This is a genomic window from Streptomyces thermovulgaris (assembly GCF_002155915.1).
GTDB lineage: Bacteria > Actinomycetota > Actinomycetes > Streptomycetales > Streptomycetaceae > Streptomyces > Streptomyces thermovulgaris.
This window is the reverse complement of record NZ_MUME01000244.1, coordinates 1-25,847: the sequence shown is the minus strand read 5'-3', so window position 1 is coordinate 25,847 and position 25,847 is coordinate 1. Positions and strand designations below refer to the sequence as shown.

22 protein-coding genes and 2 pseudogenes are annotated in these 25,847 nt (G+C 70.9%); 6 read left to right on the top strand and 18 right to left on the bottom strand.

The features are described 5' to 3' along the window. The first annotated feature begins 71 nt into the window (after nt 1-71). Together opcA and gnd are read left to right on the top strand one after the other, a co-directional pair. Nucleotides 72-1,007, top strand: a complete 936-nt coding sequence (opcA, locus tag CCN35_RS19165; RefSeq protein WP_086793693.1) for a glucose-6-phosphate dehydrogenase assembly protein OpcA — start codon at nt 72-74, stop codon at nt 1,005-1,007. A gap of 76 nt (nt 1,008-1,083) precedes the next feature. Then, nucleotides 1,084-2,007, top strand: coding sequence for a phosphogluconate dehydrogenase (NAD(+)-dependent, decarboxylating) (gene gnd / locus CCN35_RS19160; RefSeq protein WP_086793699.1), 924 nt, complete (start codon nt 1,084-1,086; stop codon nt 2,005-2,007). Nucleotides 2,008-2,139: 132 nt separating this feature from the next. On the opposite strand, the gene CCN35_RS19155 is transcribed toward gnd, so the two are convergent. Further along, on the bottom strand, nt 2,140-2,730 hold the full coding sequence (locus tag CCN35_RS19155) for a TetR/AcrR family transcriptional regulator (protein ID WP_086793691.1): 591 nt from the start codon (nt 2,728-2,730) through the stop codon (nt 2,140-2,142). A gap of 114 nt (nt 2,731-2,844) precedes the next feature. Here CCN35_RS19155 and CCN35_RS19150 point away from each other — a divergent pair, with 114 nt between their 5' ends. Then, complete coding sequence (locus tag CCN35_RS19150) at nt 2,845-3,768, top strand: NAD(P)-dependent oxidoreductase (protein WP_086793689.1); 924 nt, start codon at nt 2,845-2,847, stop codon at nt 3,766-3,768. A 114-nt stretch (nt 3,769-3,882) separates the two neighbouring features. Here CCN35_RS19150 and CCN35_RS19145 read toward each other — a convergent pair whose 3' ends face one another. Together CCN35_RS19145 and ribA are read right to left on the bottom strand one after the other, a co-directional pair. Next, on the bottom strand, nt 3,883-4,344 hold the full coding sequence (locus CCN35_RS19145; RefSeq protein WP_086793687.1) for a PPOX class F420-dependent oxidoreductase: 462 nt from the start codon (nt 4,342-4,344) through the stop codon (nt 3,883-3,885). 184 nt (nt 4,345-4,528) lie between these two features. Then, complete coding sequence (gene ribA / locus CCN35_RS19140) at nt 4,529-5,188, bottom strand: GTP cyclohydrolase II (RefSeq protein WP_086793682.1); 660 nt, start codon at nt 5,186-5,188, stop codon at nt 4,529-4,531. A 38-nt stretch (nt 5,189-5,226) separates the two neighbouring features. On the opposite strand from ribA, the gene CCN35_RS19135 reads away from it, so the two are divergent. Further along, nucleotides 5,227-6,009, top strand: coding sequence for a creatininase family protein (locus CCN35_RS19135; RefSeq protein WP_086793680.1), 783 nt, complete (start codon nt 5,227-5,229; stop codon nt 6,007-6,009). 182 nt (nt 6,010-6,191) lie between these two features. Here CCN35_RS19135 and CCN35_RS19130 read toward each other — a convergent pair. The 5 genes and pseudogenes from CCN35_RS19130 to CCN35_RS19110 form a co-directional block, all read right to left on the bottom strand. Beyond that, nucleotides 6,192-6,938: pseudogene (locus tag CCN35_RS19130) on the bottom strand (lysylphosphatidylglycerol synthase transmembrane domain-containing protein); the annotation flags it as partial. Nucleotides 6,939-7,117: 179 nt separating this feature from the next. Beyond that, a complete protein-coding gene (locus tag CCN35_RS19125) occupies nt 7,118-8,167 on the bottom strand; it encodes an SAM-dependent methyltransferase (RefSeq protein ID WP_245863276.1) in 1,050 nt (349 codons plus the stop codon). Nucleotides 8,168-8,364: 197 nt separating this feature from the next. Further along, nucleotides 8,365-9,540, bottom strand: a complete 1,176-nt coding sequence (locus CCN35_RS19120) for a glycosyltransferase family 4 protein (protein WP_086793678.1) — start codon at nt 9,538-9,540, stop codon at nt 8,365-8,367. Nucleotides 9,541-9,554: 14 nt separating this feature from the next. Further along, complete coding sequence (locus CCN35_RS19115; RefSeq protein ID WP_086793695.1) at nt 9,555-9,953, bottom strand: 6-pyruvoyl trahydropterin synthase family protein; 399 nt, start codon at nt 9,951-9,953, stop codon at nt 9,555-9,557. A gap of 213 nt (nt 9,954-10,166) precedes the next feature. Continuing rightward, entirely contained in the window at nt 10,167-11,144 is a 978-nt protein-coding gene (locus tag CCN35_RS19110) for a zinc-dependent alcohol dehydrogenase (RefSeq protein ID WP_086793676.1), read from the bottom strand. Between the two features lie 109 nt (nt 11,145-11,253). Here CCN35_RS19110 and CCN35_RS19105 point away from each other — a divergent pair, with 109 nt between their 5' ends. Continuing rightward, nucleotides 11,254-12,108 carry a CDP-alcohol phosphatidyltransferase family protein gene (locus CCN35_RS19105; protein ID WP_086793674.1) on the top strand — a complete coding sequence of 285 codons (855 nt, stop codon included), beginning with the start codon at nt 11,254-11,256 and terminating at the stop codon, nt 12,106-12,108. 95 nt (nt 12,109-12,203) lie between these two features. On the opposite strand, the gene CCN35_RS28430 is transcribed toward CCN35_RS19105, so the two are convergent. From CCN35_RS28430 to CCN35_RS29610, 10 genes and pseudogenes are all read right to left on the bottom strand, one after another. Next, on the bottom strand, nt 12,204-12,359 hold the full coding sequence (locus CCN35_RS28430) for a hypothetical protein (protein ID WP_158100419.1): 156 nt from the start codon (nt 12,357-12,359) through the stop codon (nt 12,204-12,206). 52 nt (nt 12,360-12,411) lie between these two features. Then, nucleotides 12,412-12,978: a hypothetical protein gene (locus CCN35_RS19100; RefSeq protein ID WP_067400339.1), complete on the bottom strand. Its 567-nt coding sequence runs from the start codon at nt 12,976-12,978 to the stop codon at nt 12,412-12,414. Nucleotides 12,979-13,079: 101 nt separating this feature from the next. Then, nucleotides 13,080-13,640 carry a hypothetical protein gene (locus CCN35_RS19095; protein ID WP_067400335.1) on the bottom strand — a complete coding sequence of 187 codons (561 nt, stop codon included), beginning with the start codon at nt 13,638-13,640 and terminating at the stop codon, nt 13,080-13,082. 35 nt (nt 13,641-13,675) lie between these two features. Beyond that, on the bottom strand, nt 13,676-13,882 hold the full coding sequence (locus CCN35_RS19090) for a hypothetical protein (protein WP_067400331.1): 207 nt from the start codon (nt 13,880-13,882) through the stop codon (nt 13,676-13,678). A 169-nt stretch (nt 13,883-14,051) separates the two neighbouring features. Continuing rightward, entirely contained in the window at nt 14,052-14,402 is a 351-nt protein-coding gene (locus CCN35_RS28120; protein WP_143631663.1) for a hypothetical protein, read from the bottom strand. Between the two features lie 156 nt (nt 14,403-14,558). Then, nucleotides 14,559-15,038: pseudogene (locus CCN35_RS29620) on the bottom strand (MFS transporter); the annotation flags it as partial. 444 nt (nt 15,039-15,482) lie between these two features. Next, nucleotides 15,483-16,568: a DEAD/DEAH box helicase gene (locus CCN35_RS19075; protein WP_086793670.1), complete on the bottom strand. Its 1,086-nt coding sequence runs from the start codon at nt 16,566-16,568 to the stop codon at nt 15,483-15,485. Then, on the bottom strand, nt 16,565-18,412 hold the full coding sequence (gene drmB / locus CCN35_RS19070) for a DUF1998 domain-containing protein (protein ID WP_086793668.1): 1,848 nt from the start codon (nt 18,410-18,412) through the stop codon (nt 16,565-16,567). Before drmB ends, CCN35_RS19075 begins: the two co-directional genes overlap by 4 nt. Then, entirely contained in the window at nt 18,409-21,543 is a 3,135-nt protein-coding gene (locus tag CCN35_RS19065) for a helicase-related protein (RefSeq protein WP_086793666.1), read from the bottom strand. Before CCN35_RS19065 ends, drmB begins: the two co-directional genes overlap by 4 nt. A 65-nt stretch (nt 21,544-21,608) precedes the next feature. Beyond that, on the bottom strand, nt 21,609-24,296 hold the full coding sequence (locus CCN35_RS29610) for a sigma-70 family RNA polymerase sigma factor (protein WP_245863275.1): 2,688 nt from the start codon (nt 24,294-24,296) through the stop codon (nt 21,609-21,611). A 704-nt stretch (nt 24,297-25,000) separates the two neighbouring features. On the opposite strand from CCN35_RS29610, the gene CCN35_RS19055 reads away from it, so the two are divergent. Beyond that, a partial coding sequence (locus CCN35_RS19055) for a serine/threonine-protein kinase (RefSeq protein WP_143631660.1) occupies nt 25,001-25,847 on the top strand: 847 nt, incomplete at its 3' end.

Here is a 25,847-nt window from a genome sequence, read left to right as displayed (position 1 = left end):
ACCCGGTGGGCCCCGGGGCCCGCGGAAGCCGACGAGATGCTCGCACGAGACGGACGGAGCTGGCGCAGGCCATGAAGATCGATCTGACCGACATCACCGCGGGTGACATCAACAAGGCCCTGGTCCAGGGCCGCCGTGCCATCGGCACACCCGCCGTGGGCATGGTCCTGACGATGGTCATCGTCACGGACGAGGAGAACGCCTACGACGCGCTCAAGGCCGCCGAGGAGGCCTCGTACGAGCATCCCTCGCGCACGCTGGTCGTGATCAGGCGGCACGCCCGCACCCTGCGGGACCGGACGAGCTGCCGGCTGGACGCGGAGGTACGGGTGGGCGCCGAGGCCGGCAGCGGCGAGACGGTCGTGCTGCGCACCTACGGCGAGGTGTCCGACCACGCCGACTCGGTGGTGCTGCCGCTGCTGCTGCCCGACGCCCCCGTGGTCGTGTGGTGGCCGGCGGACGCCCCCGACAACCCCTCCGCGGACCCGCTGGGCGGGCTGGCCCAGCGCAGGATCACCGACCTGTACGCCGTCGAGCGCCCCCTGGAGGTCCTGGAGACCCGCGCCCGCTTCTACACCCCCGGCGACACCGACCTCGCCTGGACCCGGCTCACCCCCTGGCGCTCGATCCTGGCCGCGGCCCTGGACCAGGCCCCGGTGAAGGTGACCTCGGCGGCCGTGGAGGCCGAGGCGGAGAACCCGAGCGCGGAGCTGCTGGCCCGCTGGCTGGAGGCCCGGCTGAAGGTGAAGGCCGACCGCGTGGTCTCCCCCGGCCCGCTGGTCACGGCCGTACGGCTGGGCACCGACAACGGCGAGATCTCCCTCGACCGGCCCGAGGGACCGCTGGCCACGCTGACCCTGCCGGGCCAGCCGTCGCGCACCCTCGCGCTGAAGGTCCGCCCCCTGTCGGAGCTCATCGCCGAGGAGCTGCGCCGCCTCGACGCCGACGACATGTACGCCGTCGCCCTGCGCGGCAGGGACCTCAGGACCCTCGAGGAGACCGCCTGACATGCCCGGCACCCCGTCCACCGCCGCCCTCGTGGCCGCGTACCGCACTCTGAGGAAGTGAGCTGACATGGCATCGATACAGTTGGGCCTGATCGGCCTCGGCAAGATGGGCGGCAACATGCGGGAACGTCTCCGCAAGGCCGGCATCACCGTGGTCGGCTACGACCGCGACCCCACACGCTCCGACGTGGACAGCCTGGTCGAGCTCGTGGACCGGCTCGAGTCGCCGCGCACGGTCTGGGTGATGGTCCCGGCCGGTGAGGCCACCCACTCCGTCATCGACCAGCTGTCGGCCCTGCTCAAGCCCGGCGACATCGTCGTCGACGGCGGCAACTCCCGGTGGACGGACGACGAGAAGCACGCCAAGCTGCTGCACGCACGGGGCATCGGCTTCGTCGACGCGGGCGTCTCCGGCGGGGTGTGGGGCCTGCAGAACGGCTACGCGCTGATGGTGGGCGGCGACAAGGAGCACGTCCAGTGGCTGGAGCCGATCTTCAACGCGCTCAAGCCGGAGGGCCCGTACGGCTTCGTCCACGCGGGCAGGGTGGGCGCGGGCCACTTCGCGAAGATGGTCCACAACGGCATCGAGTACGCGATGATGCAGGCCTACGCCGAGGGCTGGGAGCTGCTGGAGAAGGTCGACTTCGTGGACAACGTCCGTGAGGTCTTCCGTTCCTGGCAGGACGGCACCGTCATCCGCTCCTGGCTGCTGGACCTCGCCGTGAACGCCCTCGATCAGGACGAGCACCTGGAGAAGCTGCGCGGCTACGCGGAGGACTCCGGCGAGGGCCGCTGGACCGTGCAGGCCGCCATCGACAACGCCGTGCCGATGCCGGCCATCGCCGCCGCCCTGTTCGCGCGCTTCTCCTCCCGCCAGGAGGACTCGCCGCAGATGAAGATGGTCGCCGCACTGCGCAACCAGTTCGGCGGACACGCCGTGGAGCTGGAGGAGGGAGCGGAGCCGGGGAGGACGGCGCAGAAGGCCGAGAGGACGGGGTGAAGGAAGCGAGGAGGAGCCGAGCCGGGGCCGGGTCCGCCGGTGTGCGGCGGGCCGGGCCGGCCGACCCGGGGCTCGTCGGCGCCGGCCACGGGCGCGGCGGTTCGTGCCGCGTGTCCGCGGCACGGCCCGGCATCAGCTCTCGCGCGCGGCGTCGAGGAGCGGGCCCAGTTCGCGGGCCACGGTCGTCAGGGGGCGTACGTCTCCCTCGGCGCGGGCCATGATGATGGCCCCCTCCAGGGAGCTGATCATCAGCGTGGCGAGCGACCCGGCCCGCTCGGCCGGTACTCCCATGCCGGTCAGGGCCTCGGCCAACGGCTTCCGCCAGGTCGCGAACGCGGCGGCGGCCGCCTCCCGGGTCGAGGGGGCGGAGGAGACGCAGTCCACCGTGGCCGCGGCGACCGGGCAGCCGGAGAGGAAGCCGGCCGTCTCGTACTCGTCGGTCCACTGCCGGACCATCGCGGCGAACAGCCCGCTCGGCGTCGGTTCGCTCATCCCCGCCATGAAGCGGGCGATCCGCTTGCCGGCGTACCGGCCGGCCCACGCCACCGCCTCGTTGACCAGCTGTTCCTTGCCGCCCGGGAAGTAGTGCTGGAGGGATCCGCGCGGCGCTCCGGCATGGGCGGCGACATCCCGCATGCCGGTCGCGCCCACACCGTCGCGCCGGATCAGCTGGGCCGCGCTGAAGACCATCCGCTCGCGCGGCCCCCGCTCGGTCCCCGTCATCGTCGGCCTCCCGATGCCCCGTGCACTGCTGCGCACCTCACCCTATGACCGCTGTCATAATCGCCGCTACTATGACGGCTGTCATAACGCGGTTCCGGTCTCAGGGCGGTCCTCATGAACATCGGTTTCATCGGGCTCGGAGTCATGGGGCAGCCCATGGCGCTCCGGCTGGCACGCTCCGGCACTCCCCTCGTCGTGTGGAACCGCACGGCCTCCCGCACCGCTCCCCTGCGCGCGGCCGGTGCCGAGGCGGCCGCGGATCCCGGCGAGGTGTTCGCGCGGGCGGACGTGGTGTTCCTGATGCTGGCGGACGACCGCGCGACCGACGCCGTTCTCGGCCGGGGCGGCCCGGACTTCGCCGCCCGTGTCGCCGGACGGGTGGTCGTCCACATGGGAACCACCTCGCCCGCGTACTCGCGCGCCCTGGAGGCCGATGTACGGGCCGCGGGCGGGAGTTATGTCGAAGCGCCCGTCTCGGGCTCCCGCGTCCCGGCGGAGAACGGCCGGCTGGTGGCGATGCTCGCCGGCGAGGAGCGGGCGGTGGAGACCGTACGGCCGCTGCTGGCCCCCCTGTGCCAGGAGACGTTCGTGTGCGGTCCCGTGCCGGACGCGCTGCTGATGAAGCTGTCGGTGAACCTGTTCCTGATCACGCTGGTGACCGGGCTCACCGAGGCGTTCCACTTCGCCGAGCGGCAGGGGCTCGACCGGCGTCTGCTCCTCGACGTCCTGGACGCCGGTCCGATGGCCAGCCCGGTCTCCCGGATGAAGGCGCCCAAGCTGCTGGCGGGGGACTTCGAGGTGCAGGCGGCCGTCCTCGACGTACTGAAGAACAACCGGCTGATCGCCGAGGCCGCCCGTGCGTCCGGCACCGCCTCCCCGCTGCTGGACGTGTGCCACGCCCTGTTCGAGGAGACGGTGTCGCTCGGACACGGCGGCGAGGACATGGTGGCCGTCCTGCGGGCCATCGAGGCCCGGACGGCCGCCGGTCCGGCACGGGCGGCCGCCGACCGGGCGCAGACGCCTGTTGGCCCGGCGTGAACGAAGGCCGGCCTGCTCCGGACGGCTGCCGGCCCGGTGTGAAGGGGACCGTACGGCGCCCAGCCGTACGGCGCTCGGCGATGCAAGCCCCCAAGGGCCCGCCCGCCGTGCGCCTCAGCCGTCGCCGGCCCCCTTCGGGATGCCGTACGCCCGCTCCACCCGCAGCCGCAGCACCAGGCGGCGGTCGCGGACCATCGCGGCGCGGTAGTCGTCCCAGTCGGGGTGCTCGCCGACGACGTCCCGGTAGAGGCGGATCAGTTCCTCGACGGTCTCGTCGTGCGGGTCCTGCGCGACCGGGGAGAGGTCGGCGGTGCCCTCGACGACCGTGTAGGCGCGCCGGTCCGGTGTGGTGACGTGGTAGGAGGCCCGCGGGTCGCGGCGCAGATTGCGGGTCTTGGCGCGGTCGTCGGTGATCGAGACGCGGATGACCCGCTCGTCGGGGCAGTAGGCGTGGGTGACGTTCGACAGCTGGGGCCGTCCGTCCCGCTTGAGGGTCGCCAGCACTCCTCCGTGCTCCTCGGAGAGCAGCGCGAGCAGGGCGTCCTGTGCGGGGTCGTGCGTCGCGTCCTGAGACATGCCGTTCCTGTGTGCTGAGACGGGAGTGGATCCTGCGTCGGAAGTCATGCCCCGAACGGCCCCGGGGCATCCCCCGTCCTCACCGGAAACCCACTGGAGACCCACCAGGAACCCGCCAAGGACCCGCCGGGGACGCGGCCCGGGTACGGATCGTCCGCGCCCGCGCCGCCCCGGACCTCCGCGTTCAGGACAGGTGGGCCACCGCGTCCAGATGGGGCAGGTGGTGGTCCAGCCGCTCCCGCTTGGTGCGCAGATAGGTGATGTTGCTCTCGCACGGCGGGATGAGCAGCGGAACCTGCTCGGCGACCTGGATGCCGTGCCGCACCAGCGACTCGTGCTTGCGCGGGTTGTTGGACATCAGCCGCACCGAGCGCACGCCCAGGTCGCGCAGGATCTCGGCGGCGACGCCGTAGTCGCGGGCGTCCACGGGCAGACCGAGGGCGAGATTGGCCTCGACGGTGTCCAGGCCCTCCGCCTGCAGGGCCATCGCCCGCAGCTTGGCGAGCAGCCCGATGCCCCGGCCCTCATGCCCTCTCAAGTAGACGACGATGCCGCTGCCTTCGGCGACGACCGCACGCAGGGCGGCGGCCAGCTGGTCGCCGCACTCGCAGTGCTGCGAGCCGAAGGCGTCCCCGGTCAGGCACTCGGAGTGCAGCCGGACCAGAACCCGGTCGGTGCCGATGTCCCCATGGACCAGGGCCACTTGTTCGTCGCCGCGGTCGTGATCCATGTAGCCGATGGCCTCGAATTTCCCGTACACGGTGGGCAGCGGGGCATTCACGACGCGTTCCACGCCTGTACGCCGGGGGGACTTCTTGCCGAGTACGCCGAGGTTTTCTGTCATGATCTGGTTCCTAAGCAGAGACGAAAGGCCGGAAAAGAATGAGTGGTTCGGAAACGCGGCCGACGGCACATGGTGTGTTGCCGGCGGACACGACGCACGACGTACGGACGCGGGCAGCGGACCTCTCACGGCAGGTGGCCGTCCTGCCGGTGGGCAGTTTCGAACAGCACGGCCCCTTCCTGCCGCTGGCGACCGACACGCTGGTCGCCTGTGCCATCGCCCGTCGGATCGCCGACGCGTACCCGGTGCATCTCCTCCCCCCGGTGACGATCTCGTGCTCGCACGAGCACGCGGCCTGGCCGGGGACCGTCAGCATCTCTTCCGTGACCCTTCATTCGGTGGTGCGGGACATCGCGGATTCACTGCGCCGTTCCGGTGTCGAGGCCCTGGTGGTCGTCAACGGACACGGCGGAAACTACGTGCTGGGCAACGTGGTTCAGGAGTCCTCCGCACGCGGTGAGCGCATCGCGCTGTTCCCGGCCGTGGAGGACTGGGAGACGGCCCTCGAGCGGGCCGGGGTGCGCTCCACGCTGCTCACCGACATGCACGCGGGGGAAATCGAGACCTCCATTCTTCTGCACACCCACCCGGAAATGGTCCGGGCGGGATACGAGGACGCCGACCATGTGGCGGACGACCGCCGCCATCTGCTCACCGTCGGAATGTCCGCCTATACCGAATCCGGTGTCATAGGCCGCCCTTCCCTGGGGTCCGCGGAAAAGGGGAAGGAACTGCTGGACAGCCTCACGGACTCCTTCGCCCCGTATTTCTCGCTGCTCACGTCACCGGACGGAAGGCTCCCGGAGAGCGGGGGCGCGTAGGCGCCCCGGTCCCCGTCGGGTGCGACGCGGAGGACCGGGCCGGGTTCCGGGGCCGTTCCGTCGGTGCGGGACCCGGCGTCCGTCCTCCTGCGCCGGCGGGCGACGAGGACGAGCGCACCCGGCAGGCTCGCCACGAAGCACAGCACCCCGTACACCATGGCCGTGGCCAGTCCGGTGCTCGCGCCGAGCCCGGCCGCGCCGAACGCCCAGGCGGTGGCCCCCTCGCGGGGGCCGAACCCGCCGATGTTCAGCGGCAGTCCCATGGCGAGCAGCGCGAGGACCGCCAGCGGGAGCAGCACGGGCACCGGGGCGGCGGAGCCGGCGAGGCGCGCGGCGACCACGAACATCGCGACATGCCCGGTCAGGACGACGAGCGAGGACAGGGCGACGCCCGGTCCGTTGCGGCGGGACAGCAGTCCCTCGCGTGCCTCGCCGAGCACACGGCGCAGGGCCCGGCCCCGGCGGGAGGGCGCCCGGTTCATGCGCAGGGCGAGGACGACGGCGAACGCGCCGAGGGCCGCGAGGGCGAGCAGCGGCACGAGGTGCCGGGCCTCGTCGCGCACCGGCGACGGCAGCGTGAGCAGCACGACGACACCGGCGACGACGAGGGCGATCTGCCCGGCGGTCCGCTCGAGGACCACGGCCCGCACACCGCGCCCCATGTCCCCGGCGCTCTGCCCGTGCCGCACCGCCCGGTGCACATCGCCCAGGACGCCGCCGGGCAGCGCCGCGTTCAGGAACAGCGAGCGGTAGTAGTCGGCGACGGCCGGGCCGAGCGGCAGCCGGATGCGCAGACCGCGGGCCACCAACTGCCAGCGCCAGGCGCTGAAGACGGTGGTGACCAGGCCGATGCCCAGTGCCGTGAGCACTGCGGGCGTGTCGATCCGGCGCAGTCCCTCCAGAAAGGCGCCGGTGCCCAGCCGCCACATCAGGGCGCCGAGGACGACGGCTCCGGCGACGGTTCCGAAGTGGGTGCGCACCGCCGGGGTGTTGAGACGGGAGAGCAGCGCGCGCAGCGCATGTCCGCGGCCGGCCGCACCGGTCGCCCCGGTCGCGTCGGGCTGCATCGTCCCGGTCCGCAGGACGGGCACGTCCACCGCCTGCACACTCATCCGGCACCGCCGGTCGGCCGGGACAGCGCCAGCAGGTCGCTGTGGTGGACGACGACCCGCAACTCCCCCGCGGCGCAGGACTCCAGGCGCTCGGCGAGATAGCGGTCGGCGCGCGGCCTCAGTTCGGGGCGCTGCTCGACGGCCGCGCCGACCCAGCCGCGCAGCCACTGGGCGGTCAGCTCTCGGTGGTCGGGGCCGAGCCGCCAGGGGCTCGGATAGGTGTGCACGGTGGCGCCGTGCGCGGCGAAGGCCTCGCAGGCCGCGCCGACCGCGTCGGGCCCGAGCAGACCGGAGCGGCGCTGGTGGTCGTTGAACGCCGCGGTGATCTCGGCGTCCAGCGGGTCGGCCGGGGTGATCTCGACCCGGCCCACCACCGACAGCGTCAGCAGCGCCGGGCACCCGGCCCCGGCGCAGGCGGCGGCGAGGGTGTCGACCTCCTCGCGGGTGAGCACGTCCAGCAGGGCGGAGGCCGTCACCAGCGAGGCGCCGATCAGGGCGTCCGGGGTCAGCCGGGCCACGTCGCCGCGCCGTGTCTCCACGGTGACCCGGCTGCCGTCGGCGGCCGCGCGCGGGGAGGCGACGGCGGCGAAGTGCAGCAGATAGGGGTCGCGGTCGTGCAGGATCCAGTGCTGGGCGCCGTCCAGCAGGGGGGCGAGCCAGCGGCCCATCGAACCGGTGCCGCAGCCCAGGTCGTGCACGATCAGTCCGCCGTGCCGGCTCGGCAGGTTGGCGAGCCTGATCCGCAGGGGGTCGAGCGATTCGGCCGACCGCGCGGCGGCGTCGGCCGGTTCCCTGAGCCGCAGCCACTCGGGGGCGTACCGGGGCGGTTCCTCGGGCTCGCCCTCCCTCAGCCGCAGGGTGGGCCGTTCTCCGGGCCGCTGTGCGGGCCCGGCTCCCGGGATCACCTCGAAGCCCTCGGGGAGGCCCCCGGAGCCGGCGCCGGCCGCGCTGTGGGGCTCGCGGCCGGCGCCGGGGGCTGCGGGGCGGGGCTCCGGGGAGGCGGTGCCCTGCGGGGTGTGCTGCGAGAAGACGGTCGCTTCGGCCATGGCCGACGGTTCCTTTCCTGCGGTCCGGGACACCGCCGGGGCCGACTGCCCCGGCGCGGCCGTACCTGCTGTCTCCGTCCCGTCCCGCGGAGCGCCGTCCGCCGCCTCGCCGGCGTCGTACGGGCTCCGCCGGGACGGGTTTCCGCCACTGGGGCGGTCGGTTCCCGTGGGGGGAGTCCGGGTGGTCGCCGTGCCGCTCATGCCGCCCTCCGGGGTTCCTCGGGCAGCCGGTCGAGGACACCGGCCAGGCTGCGGGCGGTGTTCGCCCAGCCGTTCAGCGCGGCCCGGCGGCCCCGGGCGGCGGCCTTGAGACGGCGCCGCACATCGGCCTCGCCGAACCAGCCGCGCAGTTCGGCGGCGAGGGCGGCGGGGTCCTCCGGGGGGACGAGAATGCCGGGCACACCGCCGTCGGGGGCGCGGCCGACCGCCTCGGGGATGCCGCCGACGTCCGTGGCGATCACGGGGATGCCGCGTGCCAGGGCCTCGGTGACGGCCATGCCGTACGTCTCGGCGTAGGAGGCGAGGACCATGAGGTCGGCGGCGGCGTAGCTGGCGTCGAGTTCGGCTCCGGCCCGCGGTCCGACCAGGTGGAAACGGTCCTGCAGGCCGTACTTGGCGATCAGCTCGCGCAAGTGGGCGACATAGGCCGGGTCCTGGGTGAGCGCACCGACGCAGGTGCAGGTCCACGGCAGGTCGGTCACCGCGGCCAGTGCCTCCACCAGCCGGTGCTGCCCCTTGCGCGGGGTGACCGCGGCGACGCACAGCAGCTGCGAGATGCCGTCGGTGCCGGGGGCGAGCGGCGCGATGTCGGCGCCGGGGGCGGCGGCGTGCACCCGGTCGGGGGCGAGCCCGTGGTGGGAGACGAGCCGGCGGACGGCCCAGTCGCTGGTGGCGACGACGGCGGGCACCGCCCGCAGCACCTCGCGTTCCCGGGCGTCCAGTTCCGCGGCCACGGCGGGGTCGAGTCCGGTCTCGTCGCCGAGCGGCAGGTGCACCAGGACGGCCATCCGCAGCCGTTCGGTCTCCGGCACGACGATCTCGGGGACGCCGCAGGCGACCAGCCCGTCGAGGAGGACGACGGCGCCGTCCGGCAACTCCCGCAGGACGCGGGCGAGTTCCGTACGGGCCTGGTCTCCCGGCCGGGGCCAGCGGCCGTCCACGGGGTGGCCCTGGACCTGCCAGCCGAAGCCGGGCAGGTCCAGACTGACCCGGCGGTCGTAGGCGTTGCCGCCGCTCGGTGTGGCCGGGTCGTCGACGCCGCCCGGCAGGATGAAGTGCACGGTGCGCAGGGACATGGGGATGATCCCGGAGTTCTCCGTGGCCGCGCGCGGAGCGGGCACACAAGCGAGGGACGGGGCCCGGCTGATGGTCATGGCAGTCGATTCGGTCACAGCGCACGCTCGTAACTCGCCCAGGCGATGTGCGACTCGTGGAGTGTCACGGTGAGGCTGGTCAGACCCTTGGCGTTCTCGCCCAGGGCTCCCTTGTGGACGCGTTCGGCGAGCCGGTCGGCGATGACCTTGGCCAGGAACTCCGTGGAGGTGTTGATCCCGGCGAAGTCCGGTTCCTCGTCGAGGTTGCGGTAGTTCAGCTCGCTCACGACCGCACCCAGTTCCTTCGTGGCCAGCCCGATGTCGACGACGAGGTTGTCGTCGTCCAGCTGCTCGCGCCGGAAGGTGGCGTCCACGAGATACGTGGCTCCGTGCAACCGTTGCGCGGGCCCGAAGACCTCGCCGCGGAAGCTGTGGGCGATCATGAGGTGATCGCGGACAGTGATGCTGAACAACGGACGACCCTCCAGGTGCAGCACGTCTGGCTCCTCCGGCTGGTCCCTGCCGGGGGACGCCGTGTAGTACGGCTCTTCGCTCCCCGTTGTTCAGTCGTCCTCCACTCTTTTCTCAGGTCAGGCGCTTCCGCCTCCCCGGACGGGCGCTTCCGCCCCTTCTCGTCCTCCTGGGAACGGGCACGTGCGCCGTACGGTGTGCACGGCCGGCCGCGCTCACTCGGCGTACCTGATCCGGTGGCACAGCGCCGGGATCTCCCCGGAGGCGAGCCTCGGCATGACCTCGGGCAGCTCCTCGAAGGCGCTCTCCCCGGTGATGAGGGCGTCCAGCGCGGGGTCGGCGAGCAGTTCGAGGGCGAGGGCCATCCGGTCGGCGTGGCCGCGGCCGGCGCGGCGGGACGGGGAGAGGGTGCCGACCTGGCTGCTGCGGACGGTCAGCCGGCGGGAGTGAAAGGCCTCGCCGAGCGGGAGGGCGACCCGCCGGTCGCCGTACCAGCTCAGTTCGACGACGGTGCCCTCGGGGGCGAGCAGTTCGAGGGCGCGGGCGAGCCCCTGCTCGGTGGCGCTGGCGTGCACGACCAGATCGCACTCGCCGAGCGCGTCCTCAGGCAGCGCGAAGCCGACGCCGAGCGCGTCGGCGATCCCGGCGCGGGCGGGGTCGGCGTCCACCAACTGCACGCGCACTCCGGGGAACCCGGCCAGCAGGGCGGCCACCGAGCAGCCGACCATGCCGCCGCCGACCACGGCGATGCGGTCCCCGATCAGGGGGGCGGCGTCCCACAGCGCGTTCACGGCGGTCTCGACGGTGCCGGCGAGCACGGCCCGCTCGGCGGGCACGTTGTCGGGCACGCGGGTCACGGCGCCGGCCGGGACGACGTAGCGGCTCTGGTGCGGGTAGAGACAGAAGACGGTCCGCCCGACCAGGTCCTCGGGGCCCTCCTCCACCACGCCGACGTTGAGATAGCCGTACTTCACCGGCCCCGGGAAGTCGCCCTCCTGGAACGGCGCCCGCATGACGGTGTGCTGACTGGCGGGCACCTGTCCCCAGAACACCAGCGTCTCCGTCCCCCGGCTGACACCGGAGTACAGCGCCCGGACGACCACGTCGCCCTCGGCGGGCTCGGGGAGGTCCACCCGACGTATCTCGCCGTGGCCCGGTGAGCTCAGCCAGAAGGCGCGGGCGGATTTTTTCATCGGGGACCTCCTGAACGATCGGGAAGTTGCTCACGTACCGAGATGTGCACAGGCCGCGGACACGGTACGCGGCGTTGATCGACTCTGTCACTCGGCCGGAGGATGTGCGGTGGCCCTGAACAACCATGACGACGCAAGGCTGGTCCAGCAGGAGACCGCGGTGGGAGCGGGCATACAGATCCTGTTGCTGGCCCTGCTCGGTACGGCGGCCGGCCTGGGGCCGGCGGGCTGGGTGACCGGCCTGGCCTTCGCCATCGCAACCTGGGCGCTGCTCTCCCGGGCCCTGCACCGGTCGCGGCTGCGCTCCTTCGGCCCGGCCAACCGGGTCACCCTGGGCCGGACCGTCCTCGTCGGCGGGGTGACGGCCCTGGTCGCGGACTCCTTCGACAGCGCACCGCCGGTGCCGCTGCTGGTGGGCCTGACGGCGGCGGCGCTGTTCCTGGACTGCGTCGACGGCAAGGTGGCCCGCCGCACGGGCACCTCCACCGCGCTCGGCGCCCGCTTCGACATGGAGGTCGACGCGTTCCTGATCCTGGTGCTCAGCGTGTACGTCTCGACGAGCCTCGGCCCGTGGGTGCTGCTGATCGGCGGCATGCGGTACGCCTTCGTCGCCGCCGCCCGCGTCCTGCCCTGGATGAACACCCCGCTGCCGCCGAGCATGGCGCGCAAGACGGTCGCCGCGCTGCAGGGCATCTGTCTGCTGGTGGCCGCCTCCGGCCTGCTGCCCCTGGTCGCCGGCCTCGGTGTGGTGCTGCCGGCGCTGGGCCTGCTGGTGTGGTCGTTCGGCCGGGACGTGCTGTGGCTGTGGCGCACGGAGCGGGCGCGCACGGCTGCCGCCGCCGAGGCGGGCGCGGTGCGGGAGACTCCCGTCACGGTTCCTGCGGCGGCCCCTGTCGCGGCCTCCGTCCCGGCTCCTGCCGGGGAGCCCGTCGAGGCGATGCTGGGAGCCGCTCAGGCGGTGTGACACTCACGGACGACACAGGAGAGCCGGCCCGGATCATGGGGGATGTGACCCGGGCCTTTCCTGTGTCCTGCGGCTGTCGCGCGGCGTACATGGCATCACACATGGCCTGCTCGTCGACGGCCCTCACCTGCCGGGTGGCCCAGCGGGCGGCCGGTGTCCCTGTGCCCGGCCGGGTTCTCGATCAAGTCCTCGGCCGGGTTCTCGATCGGGGTGGAGGCGGAACGGATCAGCGCGAGAGCGCTCCTTCGCATCGGATGCGCATCGGAGATCGGAGCGCCCGGCCGGAAGCTGCTCCCGGGCGGATCAGTAGTCGGAAAAATTCCAGAACATGCCCACCTCGGTGTCCGAGACGACGATCAGGCCGTAATCCTCCGAGTAGAAGTCGCTCAGCGGGGCGTACCCCCAGTGGGGTGTCGTGAAGTCGAGCGTGCCGGGCACTGTGCCGGGCCTGTCGACGTTCGTGTGATAGGTGGCCTCGTCCCCGTACCGCGCCAGGACCGTGCGGGCCATCGCCCGCAGCTCCTCCTCGCTCTCCGTGAAACGCCTCAGGTTGGCCAGGGTGCAGCAGTCGTCCGTGAGGGCCAGGAGCAGGTTCTCGGCGCCGACCCGGTCGATCTCACGGAGACGCCGCGCGATGTACTCCGGGGAGTGAACGGCGAACGGGAACGTGGGGGACCCGTCGTAATCCGGGCTCTCTGCCGGACCGTCGATCCCGCTCCATCCCCGGGGGTCCGGAACGGCCCGGGCCATCAAGGCGATGACGTCGAGGACCCAGTTCTCGTGACGCCGAGGCCCCGTGGCGTCGTACGGGTACGCGCCCTCGAACAGGTGGCGTACCGCGGCTTCCCAGGACGCCTGGTCGACGGACATGCTGTGAGGCCTTTCCCGGCGGAGTCAGGGCTTGTCAGGCACCGACGCCATGGCTGTGAACGGCAGGATGCGGCTGCGCTCGTACCGGGCCGGCGGCCGCGTCACACGTCGTTGAAGTTCCAGAACATGCCGACCTCGGTGTCCGAGACGACGACGAGGCCGCAGTCCTCCGTGAAGACACTCATCGGACTGTACCCCAGGGTCTCCAGTGTGAAGTCGAGTGTGCCGGGCGCGCTGCCGGTCTTTTTGACGTTGGTGTGGTACGTGGCCTCATTCCCGTATCGCGCGAGAATCGTGCGCGCCATCGCCCGCAGTTCGTCCGGGGACTCGGTGAAGTCCTGAAGATTGGCCAGGGTGCAGTCGCCCCCGGTGATGGCCAGGAGCAGGTTTTCGGCGCTGTCCCGGTCGATCTCCATGAGACGGGACGCGACATACTCCGGAGAGACTTCAGCGAAGGGCCACATGGGGCTCTTCACCCACTTGGGGGCCTCCATGTCGTCGATGCGGGCCCATCCTCTGGGGTCCGGCACGGCCCGGGCCATCAACGCGAGCACGTCGAGCGTCCAGTCCTCGTGGCGACGCGGACTGGTGGCGACGTACGCGAACGCGTCCCCATACAGATGGCGCACTGCAGCATCCCAGGACATCTGGTCGACGGACATGTGGCAGGAACCTTTCTCGGCGAAGTTGGAGAGAGTCAGAACTTGCAGGAGATCAGCGCCACAACTGTGAAGGGCGAGTCACGGCTGCTGCCCTCCCTGATACGTGTGCCGGTGCCGGTGCCGTGGACGGCCGCTTCGGCGGCGTCGTGGAGGAGAGCACTGACGTTCCGGGTCATGTCGAACAGCACGGGCATCACGAGGCGGGTGGCGGTCTGCGAGGAGGATCTGTCGTACCTCCCCACTTCTAGAAGATCACTGAAAATCCTGTTGTGAGAGTGGTTTCACCAGTTGCGGGGCCGTCCTGCGCACTTCACGGCGTGACCGGGACAAGGTCCAGGTGCTGTCGGCGGATCCAAGGCCAAGGTTGCCCAGGTGGCAGCAGAACGAGCAGGCTCACCATGACTGGTGGGCTCAGAGCTCAGGTCCAAGCAGGGTGAGCCGCAACAACGCGGCAATGACCAGTAGCGAAGGGATGACGTACCACCACTTCCGTAGCCACTCCGCCTTGACGGACATCCACGTCAATACTGCCATCAAGGCGGAGAAAACCAAGCCGATGCCGGCCGCGACGTTGGCGTTGGTGACAGCCTGCGTGTCCCAGGGCCCGTCTGGTTCGACCGCATAGGCGGTGAGCACCACATAACCTGTGACCAGGGCTCCCAGAGCGAGAACAACGGCACATACACCGGTGACAAACCGACCGCAGAACTTCTGAAGTCGGCTTCCGCTCACTTTGTCCGCCGAACCTGCGCCTCGGCTCACCGGAACGCCTCCTTGGCGTCGTCAGTTTCCGGTCAAAGCCCCAACCATACGACCGCTCCTGGAGTCCAGGGCTCTGGGCGTCGTGCCATCACAAGTTGCGATGACTGCTCCGGCATCGGCATCGGCATCGGAACGTCGAACGGCGGGTCGAGTGAGTCATCGGATGTGCGGTGCCGCCCCGGTTGCCCCCCGTCGCGGCGGCAGTCCAATCGCCGCAGCCGGTAGGGCGGCCAGAGCCAGCCATGGCACAGCGGGCGGCAGCCCGGAATCGAGGAGGCTGCCGCCTGCCGTGCTGCCGAGCGACACGGCAGGCCCGAGACCGAGGACAATACCCCGGTGTAGAGGCCGAGCCGTTCCTCCTCGGCGAGGTCGGACACCCAGGCGTGGGCAATGGGGTGCGACAAGCATCTGGCCGAAGGTAAGCGGCACAACGAAACTGGTCGCGGACAGCAGGCCGGCCGTTCCAGTCCACCCGGCGGGCACAGCCACCGCCACCACCGCGAACCCAGCGGCGGTCAGCAGCAGTTCAACTGCCATGGAATGGCGTAGGGCGAGCCGACTCCCGGCCCACCGGGTGACGGGCAGCTGCGTGGTCACCACCAGCAGCAAGGAGAACTCGAACAGCCAGCCCCGGGCTACGCGGACCAATCGACCGCTCTCGTCGTAGACAAAGGTGGTAGTAGCGCCGGAGGGTTTGGTGACGGTGGTGAGGTTGCCGTCCTGGTAGCCGTATGCCATCAGCGGCAGGTCGGTGCCGTTCTCGCCGGCATCGGCCAGGGAGAGGGCGGTGATCAGGCCCTCGGCGGTGGTCAGCTTCACCTAATGGCCCGCCGAGTGGGCCAGGACCAGCGGCAGGCCGTCGTCGGCGCGGTCGATGGTGGCGGTGCGGCCGTTGCGTTCGGTGACGGATATCAGCCAGGCGACTCCGTCGCCGCCGGGTTCGCTGCCGGGTGAGGCGGCGAAGTGGCGGACCCGACCGGTGTCGGGGTCGGTGACCGTGTAATCGCCGCTCTCATCGCGGGCCGACAGAGTCCGGGCGGTACCGAACTCCGGACAGGTGAAGGTGCCGGAAGCGGGGTGTCAACCGCGTATCAGATCCCGCGTCGGTACCTGTGCCAGCAGTGGAGGTTCCGTCTCTCCCTCGTAGCCGAAGTGAAGTTCGTTCCGGGCCCGCGTGGCCAGCACGTAGTACTGCATGCGCAGGGCAGCGGACGTGGGGTCGTCCGATGCGTCGGTGTGGGTGTCGGGGACCACGACGATGTCGAAGCCGAGTCCCTTGGCGCTCTTCCGGTGAACCAGGACGATGCCCGGACGGCCGAGATCGAGGTTGCGGTACTGGCCGCCCTTCGCATCCGACGTGTACAGCTGGGGCTTGAGCCGTGGCGCGCGATGCGACAGGCTTCCCAGCAGGGAGAACTGGGTGCGCTTGGAGTTGACGATCACTCCGATGCTCCGCTGTGGATGCCGTTCCGCCAACAGGATCAGCAGGTCGGCGGCACCGCGCTCGTGGAAATGGTGAAGGCGCGGAGGCGGCCCTTGCCTCTCCGGGAGCACGGGCATCCCGGCCCCGACCCGGAAATGGGCGGCCAGGGACGCGATCTGCTGAGTGTTCCGGTGATTGCCGTCGACTTCGTGGCGCGTGCACTGGCCAAGGCTCCGGGCGATGTCGGCGAGAGTGGAGTTGGTGTCGGTCAGCCGCTGGCACTCGTCCGCGCAGACCGTCGTACGGGCCCCCAGCATTCGGCAGAGCAGGTAGAACTGGCGAGGCAGGTCCTGGCCCTCGTCGACAACCAGGGTGAGGCCGGGAACCGGGCCGGTGTCGGCTGCCCGGTCGAAGAGGTCCTGCCAGTCGGGCCAGCCGTCGGCGCCGCGCGTGAGCCTGCTTCCGTACCACTCGGCGAGCCAGGAGTGTGCGGTTGTGACCCGCACCGAGCGGTCGGCCGGGCCCAGCTCGCGAGCGGCGCCGGCCAGGGACTGGCGCAGCAGATTGGAATAGGTCAGCAGGGTCACTGGGGTTCCAGTGAGTGCGAGCATGACGGCCCGCTGCACCGCCAGAAGACTCTTTCCGCTGCCCGGCGGGCCACTCACCAGGTGGTTGCCGTCGAACGGGATTCCGTCGAGGCACCCGCGCTGTTCCGGGGTGAGGCCGAGGTAGGTGATGGTCATGCCTGCTCCAAGGCACCGATCGCGGCGACACGACTGGCTGTGACGATGGACTCCAGATAGCCGGGCACGTGCCCACCACCCACGACGAGGGCCCTGTCGAGAAGGGTGTTGCCCGTTTCGCAGCTGGTCTCCGGGAGCAGCGCGCAGGCGTGGCAGGCGGCACGGTTGAGGTTGTCGAAGCCCTGGCCGGTGTGTTCCGCGCACAGCGGGTCGGCCGAACACCAGGCGGCGGCCTCGGTCATCCGCAGCAAGGTTTCCGCGAGTCGCGGCGGCTCGCCCTGGCGGACGAGACCACCGAGGGTGCCCTCGGCATCTCCGGCGGCGGTGTAGACGAGGATGCCGTACTGGTCCTGCTCGGGGCGGGCATAGATCCGTTCGCGCAGGCTGGCCGTGGTGTATCCGGACTCGAAGGAGAGCTGGCGGATCAGCAGGTGAGCGAGTGTGTGCAGCAGGACGAACCGGGGAGCGAGTTCCGGACCGGTCAGACTCTCCAGGCGCTCCCTCTGAAAGGAGCGGTCCAGGTCGGCACGCATCCCGTCGACGCGCTTGCGCACGTCCTTGTCGCCTTCCCAGGCGGTGAGTTCGGCCTTGTTCAAGGTAAGGAAGATGCCCTCACCGAACACTTCCACGGCGGGCAGCCACTTCAGACGGCGCGCGGTGTCGACGGGGACGACAGTGGCGTCCGGTGAGACCCGGGTGAAACCGGACAGGGCGCGTACCTCGCGCAACCGGTCGGCGAGGACGACCCTGCCGAAACGACGACCGAGTGAAGCCCATGGGTCGGCGGTCTCGCCGGCCAGACCAAGTGTGCTCTCGCGCAACGCGAAGTCACGGGTGGCGGGCGGGGCGGGTGCCGTGAACGCGGCCCATTCCTCGCGACTGAGATCAGGCCGTGCCGAACCGGTGGGTGTCCCGGCGGATGCCGTCGGAGCCTGTCCCGTCTCCTCGGCGAGCAGGGCCTCCACAAGACTGTCGTCGGCGCCGGTGTCCTCCTGGATCATCGTCTGGAAGACGGAGGCGCGCGGAGTTCCGGCCACCCGGCACAGCGACACCCACAGCTCGTGTTCGCGCACCCGAGCAGCGAGTGCGTCATCGGCGTACGCCGGCACGTCCGTTTCGGGGATGTCGAGCGCGGAGTGCGTGATCGGGTAGTACAGGTTGCCGGCGGTGCGCTGCACGATCTGGACCGGCCGGGTGCATTCGACGGCTTCGCTCGCTCTCTGCCAGGGGTTGCGGCCGGAGCAGCGCATGCCGTGCGTGCCGAGGATGTCGAGCAGGTCCCGGGCGGCGCCGCAGCCCTTGGCGGTGCAGGCGACGGAGAGTGCTTCAAGGCTGGAGGCCCGCTCGGACACCAGGAAGCGCAGCTTCTCCCGCTCGCCGCACTGACGGCGTTCGTTCGCGTCACGCCGGGAGTGGGCCCAGTACCACCAGTCGACATCGCCGAGGTGCCCGTCCTGGCAGATCTGCACGAACCGCATGGGTGCCAGCGTCCGCGCCGGCGAGCAGGACGGGCAGCGCGGCGGCTGTCCGGGCTTCTCGTCGGCGATGCGCCAGCGCTTCATGCGCCGGCAGGCACCGCAGAACAGCCAGGTGGGGAAACGGATGTACGGTGCTCCGGGCGCGTCGGGGATGTCGAAGCGGTCGTTGGTGGTCGCCGGCGCGGCGTAGAAGCCGCTGACGCCGAGGCGGGAGGCGAGCCGGGGTGACTCGATCCGCTGCTTGCCCTTCGTCGGCCAGTCGCCGATGCCGGCGGCCACGAAGGACTCGCCCTGGATGTCGAAGACGGCGCCGACGCCGAACGGCAGCACGGTCTGGGACTGGCGTACGCGGAGTGTGCGGCTCACAGATCGGCTCCCTTCACCGTCACCTGGCATTCCCGGTCGACGTTGCGCATGGAGTTCGGTGTCTCCCACAGGCCGTAGTTCTGTTCGAAGCTCTTGATCAGGTTGGACTGGCCCTTGCCCTGGCTGCGGTAGTACAGCTCGCGGTCGTCCTTGCGGGCCTCCCGTGCGGCCTCCTCCCATTCGGCGAGGAGGTCCGCGAGTTCCTTGCGCACGGCCTCGCCGACGCCCGGTTCGGCTCTCTCGGCACGTGCTGCCAACCGATCGGCGAGTTGTTCGGCTTCGGGCATCCGGTCGAGCACGTGCCCGGCCTGGTTCTCCGCGGCGAGCCCGAGCTTGTGCCGTACGAGGACGACCAGTGCGGCGTGCAGGGCGCGTCGGCGGGCGGGCACGGACCAGGGCGTGACGCTGGTCGGTTCGACGTGCCGGTACAGGGAGCGGTGGTAGACGTCGAAGGTCTCGTAGTGCGAACGGTCCCTGGGGCGGGTGGCATTGAAGAAGGTCACGACGAGACCGGGTACGGAGTGCCGGCCGACGCGGCTGGTGGCCTGGATGTACTCGGCGGTGGTCTTCGGCTGGCCCTGCATCAGCATCAGGGCGAGTCGCTTGACGTCGACTCCGACGGACAGCATGTTCGTGCACGGCAGGAAGGACACCGACTGCGGGTCGTTCCAGGGCTTCTCCAGCCGGTCGAGCAGTACAGGCTGCTCCGCGCGGTGCAGATTGCTGGTGAGCTCCTGCACCTGGTGCTCCGCCAACGGCCGTACGCCCGAACCGGAGTCGAGGCCGGCCAGCTGGGCGGGGATGTCGTCGGCCGCCGCGGTGACCGTACGGCCGAGTTCGCGCAGGCTGTGATGGTAGGCGACGAGGGTCCAGTAGGCGTCGCGGTGTTCCTCGGGCAGCTCCCAGGCGGCCTGGAGCATGGCGGCGGCGGTGGTCACGGAGGCGCGGCCGGCGGTGTGTCCCTGGGCCATGACACCGAGGTAGCGGCGGCCGGGGCGGGAGGTGTCGGGTTCGGCGAAGTAGGAGTGACGGGCGTCGAGTCCACCCGGTGGGAAGAGCTGGACGTCGCCACCGTACAGGGCACGCACCTGCTCACCGGAGCGCCGGATGGTGGCCGTGGAGGCCACCACTTTCGGTCCAGTACCGTCGGGTGCGGTGCACAGTTCGAGGATGGCCGACTCGTACAGTCCCACAGTGGTGCCCAGCGGGCCGGTGAGCAGGTGCAACTCGTCCTGGATGACGAGGGACGGCGGCAGGCTCCGGCCATGGGCGCCACCTGCGCCGAACAGCCGTCCCGCGCGCGGTTCCCAGGCCAGCCGGGCGAATTTGTCGACGGTGCCGAGCACGAATGTCGGCGGCCGGTCGTACAGCTGCTCGTCCACGACGGCGACGGGCAGTTCGTCGTGGAACACGCACTCCTCGCGTGGGCAGAAGAAGATGAAGGAGTCGGCGGTGGCACGCACTCCGTAGTCGCCGATGTCGGGCGACTTGCGGGCGGGCAGGATGCGAGTGCCGCACCACGGACAGCGGTCGAGGATGAACACGTCGTCGGGCACGGCCGCCTGGCGGATGTTGTCGAAGGCCGCACGGGCCTTTTCGTACGTGTTGGGGGTGGTCGCCTCGCCGACCCACAGGCCGATGGAGAAGGGTTCGTCGCCGTAGGTCGCCGGGTCGGCGCGGCGCAGTGTCTCCAGGGCGCAGACAGTGGTGGCGGCTCGCTGGAACTGCTGGGTGGTGAGCAGGCTGAGGGTGTAGCGGCTGAGCACGGCCGTGCCGCCACCGTTGGGTTCTCGACGTCTGAGCACCATGATGAAGGCGGCGAGCAGCAGGTATGCCTCGGTCTTGCCACCGCCGGTCGGGAACCAGATCAGGTCCGTCACGCCCCGGTCGGGGTGCCGGGGGTCCGTCACTCCGTCCAGCGCGAGCAGGAAGAACGCCAACTGGAAGGGACGCCAGGCGGCCTCGAGCGCGGGCTCGGCGACGGCGGGTACGGCGTCCCGGCGAGAGCGCCGGGTGCCGGCGAGGTCGGGGGCGGAGTGGCGCATCTGCAGAGCCATGGCGCGGTTGGCGGCGCGGAAGGCCTGCAGCAGCTCGGGCCGGCGCGGGTCGCACAAGGTGCGCACCCCGGACTCGATACGGGTGACGGCGGTATTTATGCGGGACAGGATGCGATCGGCGGCCTCACGCCCCCATTCGGGAACTTCCGTGTTGAGTTGCCCGACGTACCAGGCGCGGTAGTCGGCGGCGAACTCGGTGAGTTCTTCTCTCAGCTGTTCGACCGGAACGCCGGGGTCGGCGAGATGGCGGAGTTTCAGCACCGGGGAGTCGCTCGGGCCCGCGGCGCGTACGCCGGTGACCTCGGCCTCGGGCATGACGGCCGCCCGCAGCCCGGTCACCTTCTCGCCCGCATCGTCATACAGCTCCTCCACCGCGCAGCCGTGGCCGACGGCGTGGGTGCGGACGTGCCGGTACTGCAGCCGCAGCTCCTGCTCCTCCGGATCACGGCTGGCCAGGCGCACGCTCGGGTACTGGAGCACACGGCCGTCCACCGGCCGTGCCTCGAGCCCCACCTGGAACAGCATCCGGTCCCAGTGGGCCGCCTTGCCGTGAGCGGCCTCGTGCCGTGCGGTGTTGACCAGGGCGACGGTGACCAGCTGTCCAGTGCCGAACGCACGTCGTCGCACACGGAGTTCGGCACGGCCGTCCAGGACCGGGACGTGGTCGCGGTCGGGACCGAGGGTGTGTGTCTCGGCGGGGAGCGGGATCCGCTGCCAGCTGCGGCCGCGCTCGCCGGTGCCGGGCCGGGTCTGGTAGTGGGCGGCTGTGCAGCCGATCTCCACGGTGGTGGCGTCGGTGTAGAAACTGAAACCGAGGGAGGAGGGCAGCCAGGAGTTGGACTCGGGTACGGGATCTCCGACCGGGGCGGTGTCCTCGGCCCTTCCCTCCGTTCCAGCTCCGTCACGCTCCTCGGCGGCGAGGTCCAGCTGCCGCTGGAGGTCGGCCTCCTGGGGATACAGGGTGCCCATGAGGTACTGCCGATCGGGCGGGGCGTCGAGGATCTCCTGCTCGCCGCCGGCCGGGCCGACGAGTTGGCGTCGGAGGTAGGAGACGAGTTCCTGTCGGGGGTCCATGGTGTTCCTGGTGGTCGTTGGGCGGTGACTTCTCTTGAGGACGGCGGGAACGGCGACCGTGCGTGTCAGAACCGGCGCCAGCGGTCCCGGAGGGAGGTGCGGCTCCGGGCAGCCTCCTGCATGGCGGCCAGCTGCGCCTGGAGGTCGCTCAATTGCGTCTGCAGCTCGGTGATGCGCAGCCGGGCGTCGTGCTCTGTCTGCGCGATGCGCCGGGCCGCCCGCTGCTCGGCATCCTCGGCGTGCCGACGAGCCGCCTCGACGAGCAGGTCCCGTTGCTCGACCGCCGCCTCGGCCTCCCGCAGGCGTGCCTCGACCTCGGCGATTCGCGCCTCAGCGGTACGTTCACGCTCGGTGGCCTCCGTTCGAGCCCGCCACAGTCGTGACTCGAGATCCGCGATGCGCTCTTCGGCACCCTCTCGGTACTCGCGCAGCCTCCGCTCCAGGGCGTGAACCCGCTTCTCGGCACCGTCCGCCCGCCGAGCGGCTTCCTCCGCTTCCTCGGCCCTCCGCAGCACCGCCCGGTACGCCTCCTGGTGCTCCTGCCTCAGAAGCGCGACGCGCTCCTCGGTCTGGCGCCGCATGTGCCGCTCACGCCGCTCCCAGGCCCTGTCCGCACGATGCAGCAGCTCCTCCTCGAGCGCGTCGAGACGACGCTCGGCCTCCTCCCGGGCAGCCGCGAGACGCTCGTCCGCGGCGGTCCGTTCCTCTGCGAGTCGCCGCTCGTACTCCTGCGCCAGCCGGGCGAGCTCGGCCTCGTGCTGGGCGCGAGCCTTGGAGGGCAGCTGGTCGGCCGTCGCAGGAGGGGACGGCTTCGGGGACTCCCCGGTGTCGGTCCGCGGTTTCTCGGGCACGCTCACGTCGTCGCTGTCCGGCACCGACTCGTCACATTCCGTCCGCGCATCGATGAACTCGCGCAGCGCGTCACGGATGGCGAGACGCGACTCGCTCCATACCAGGGGCCGCGCGGCCAGGTACACCCGGGGAGTGACCCCTACGAGGGCCTTTGCAGGTCGTTCGAAAAAGTGCTCGGGACGCAGCTCCAGCTTCTTGAGCGCGTCGAAGACACTCGCGAGCACTTCCAGGGCCATGACGACGTGGCGGTCGAGCATGCCTCGCTGCCGCGCCGCCCGGACCACGGCATCCGCGGCGGACGAGCCGAGCAGTACCCCCAGCTGCAGGCGCCCCACGGCCAGCAGCGCATACTCGGCGAGCCAGGCCACTTCTCCCCCGAAGGGCGCTCGTGTCAGCACGCGAGCCTTGTCCCAGTCGGCGGTGACCGCGATCGGCACCATGTCGGGTTCCGAGTCGGGCTCCGGCTCGGCGTCCTCCACGGTCGTGTCAGCCGCGTCCCGCACAGGCTCGAAGTCCTCGTCGGACGTCGGCGTCACCGCCTCGCTGTCGGTGGTCTCCTCAGTGCTCGCGGTCTCGGCGGCATTCGTCATCGTGCCGATCGTCGAGGTCGTCGCTTCGGCGTCAGAGTTCTCCTTCGCGTCGACGATCTCCTCACCGACCTCCTTCACATCGACGATCTCCTCACCGCTTGTTGCCGCCTCAGCCTCGGGCACCACCGCGTCCTCGACCGCTGCCGCCTCGACGATCGGCGCGTCACCGCTCTCGTCCACCGCCACAGTCCGGGCCGGCACCACGTCCCTCCGGGCATCCTGTGTGGCAGTCCTGGCGAGCCGCTCCGCCCTGGCCCTGCGGAAAGCGTGCCGGGCCACGCGGGCGGCACGGGCGATACGGGCCGCTCGTGCCACTTGGGTGGCCCGTTCCGCCGCCTGCTCGGCCTTCTCGCACTCGGCGTCCAGGTCCACTTCGAAGAGACCGGCCACGCGCAGCCGTTTCCTCAGCTCCGGTCTCAGCTTCACTTCGAGCTGCCGGACCCATTCTCGTGAGACGCCGATTTCCCGTCCGAGCTCATCCAGCGTCGACGGCTCGTCGCCGTCGAGTCCCAGTCGCCGCACGAGAATCCGGTGATCACGTCCGCTGAACGTGTTCACCACGGCCATGACCTCTGCGGCGTGCAGGGCGTCCAGCGCCTGCTTCTCCACCGACGGCAGCGGCCGCGTCTCCCCCACGAAGTCGGCGAGTGTCGCTCCGTCGCCGATGATCCGGTCGAGGGAGTCCGTGCGGCGACTCAGCTTCCGGGCCTGCTCCACCTTCTCCAGACTCAGGTCGCACGCCACCGCCACATCGGCCGCGGTCGCCGGCCGTCCCTGTGCGGCCAGGGCCCGCTCGGCGTTGGCCACCTTGCGGATCTGTTCATGCATGTGGACGGGGATGCGGATGAGAGCGCCTTCGTCGGCGATGGCCCGGGTGAGTGCCTGACGGACCCACCAGGTCGCATAGGTGGAGAATTTGTTGCCCATCGTCGGGTCGAACTTCCGCGCCGCCCGCATCAGCCCGAGCATGCCGTGCTGGAACAGGTCCTCGTATTCCAGGCCCTGGTCCAGCGCGGTCCGGACGAGGGAGTGCACCAACCCCTGGTTGTGGACGACCAGGCAGTCGCGGGCACGGATCCGGATGTCGCCCCTCGGCAGCGCCTTCAGCTCCTCCTCGTCGGGTTCCTGAGCAACCCGGTCCACCCCGCCTCGGAGCAGGACGGCCAGCCCCACCTCGGCCTCGGCGCTCAGCAGCTGTTTCCCCGGACGCCGCTCGAACCGATCGGCTTCCAGCACGGCCATCGCGGCCGCCACGGCGTCGGCGAGGTCGTCTCCCTTCGCGGCCTCGACCTTGTCCGGCGCGGTCGCCACCGTGGCCTCATGAGATTCCCGGGCCGCTTTCGCACCGTCGGGCTCTCTCCCCTCGGCGCTGTCCGGATCCCGCCGCACCCTGGCCCTCGCCCGCAGCTCCGCTGCTTCCCGGGCGTCGAGCCCCGCCAGCCGTATGACGCCCTCAAGGGCCCTGGAGGTCACATACCCCGCAGGGTCGCCATACCGCGACAGCAAGGTCTGCGCAACCGCGACACGCGCGGACACATTTTCCTCACCTACATATGCAACCTTTTCACCATCACGCGAGTCGAAGTCTGCGTGCGTGTGCAAATCCCGCACGGGCAGACCCAGCCGGGCGAGCTCGTTGCGCAACCGGTCGCGTTCGCCGTCGCCCAGGGCGAGCGCCCGCGTGCTCCGAAGGAACTCGTGTTCGGGCACCACGCCGTGCACTGCGGCGCGCCGCAGCCGCTTCAGCAGGTCACTCAGCGCCGCTCTCGACACGGATGCGCCGGGCTCACCGACCGGTTGACGCCCCAAGACTTCCACCCCCAGCCGACTTACGCGCCAGAGCGTAGCTACTGCCCGTTAACGACGTCAACGTATGTGAGGTCTGGAAAACCAAGTCACCCTCGTGTACGGTGCCGATGGCTGTGCTTCCTGAAACGACGTCATCAAAGGAGCGCAGCGCACGAGGGGGCAAGTCCCTGGTTACGGACAGCAGAAGTCAAGGAAGAGAGGCGGCCGTGGGCCAGGAGCTGATCGATGGCAGGTTTCGCATCGGGCAGGTCATCGGCAAGGGCAACATGGGGGAGGTTCACCGAGCCGAGGATCTGCAGGCTCCGGAGGGCAGTGCCGAGCGCACAGTCGCCGTGAAGACGATCCTGCGCCGCCGCACGGGCGCGCTGATCGACACCGGATCGGACCCCAAATCGGCGGAGCGCTTCGCGCGCGAGGTGCGCATCATGCGCCGCCTCGAGCACCCGAACCTGACACGGCTCGTCGCCGGTGGGATCAGCGAGGGTGACGGGCTGCCGTACCTGGCGATGGAGTTCCTGGACGGCGAGACGCTGCGCGACCTCATCGAGGAGGAGCGTCAGCTGCCCGTGTCCTGGGTGGCCGCTATCGGCGCCCAGATAGCCGACGGTCTCACCGCCGCCCATGCGGCCGACGTGGTGCACCGCGACCTGAAGCCCGCGAACGTCATGCTGACCCGGGGTGGAACCGTCAAGGTCCTCGACTTCGGCATGGGCCGCATCGTCGACGACCCGGACGAGGCGCGGTTGACCAGCACGGGCGTCAGCGTCGGCACCGCCCGTTACATGGCGCCCGAACAGTTCAAGGCCCGCCAGGTCACCCAGGCCGCCGACCTGTACGCGCTCGGCTGTGTGCTGTACGAGATGCTCGTCGGCGTACCGCCCTTCGTCAGCGAGTCGCGCTTCGAGCTCGCCCGCAAGCACATCGAGACCGATCCGACTCCCCTCGGTGTCATCCGCAGCGAGATCCCCGCCGAGCTGATCCGCCTCGTCGGCCGGCTGCTGAAGAAGGACCCCGCCGACCGTCCGGCGAGCGCGGCCGACGAGGCGGATCAGC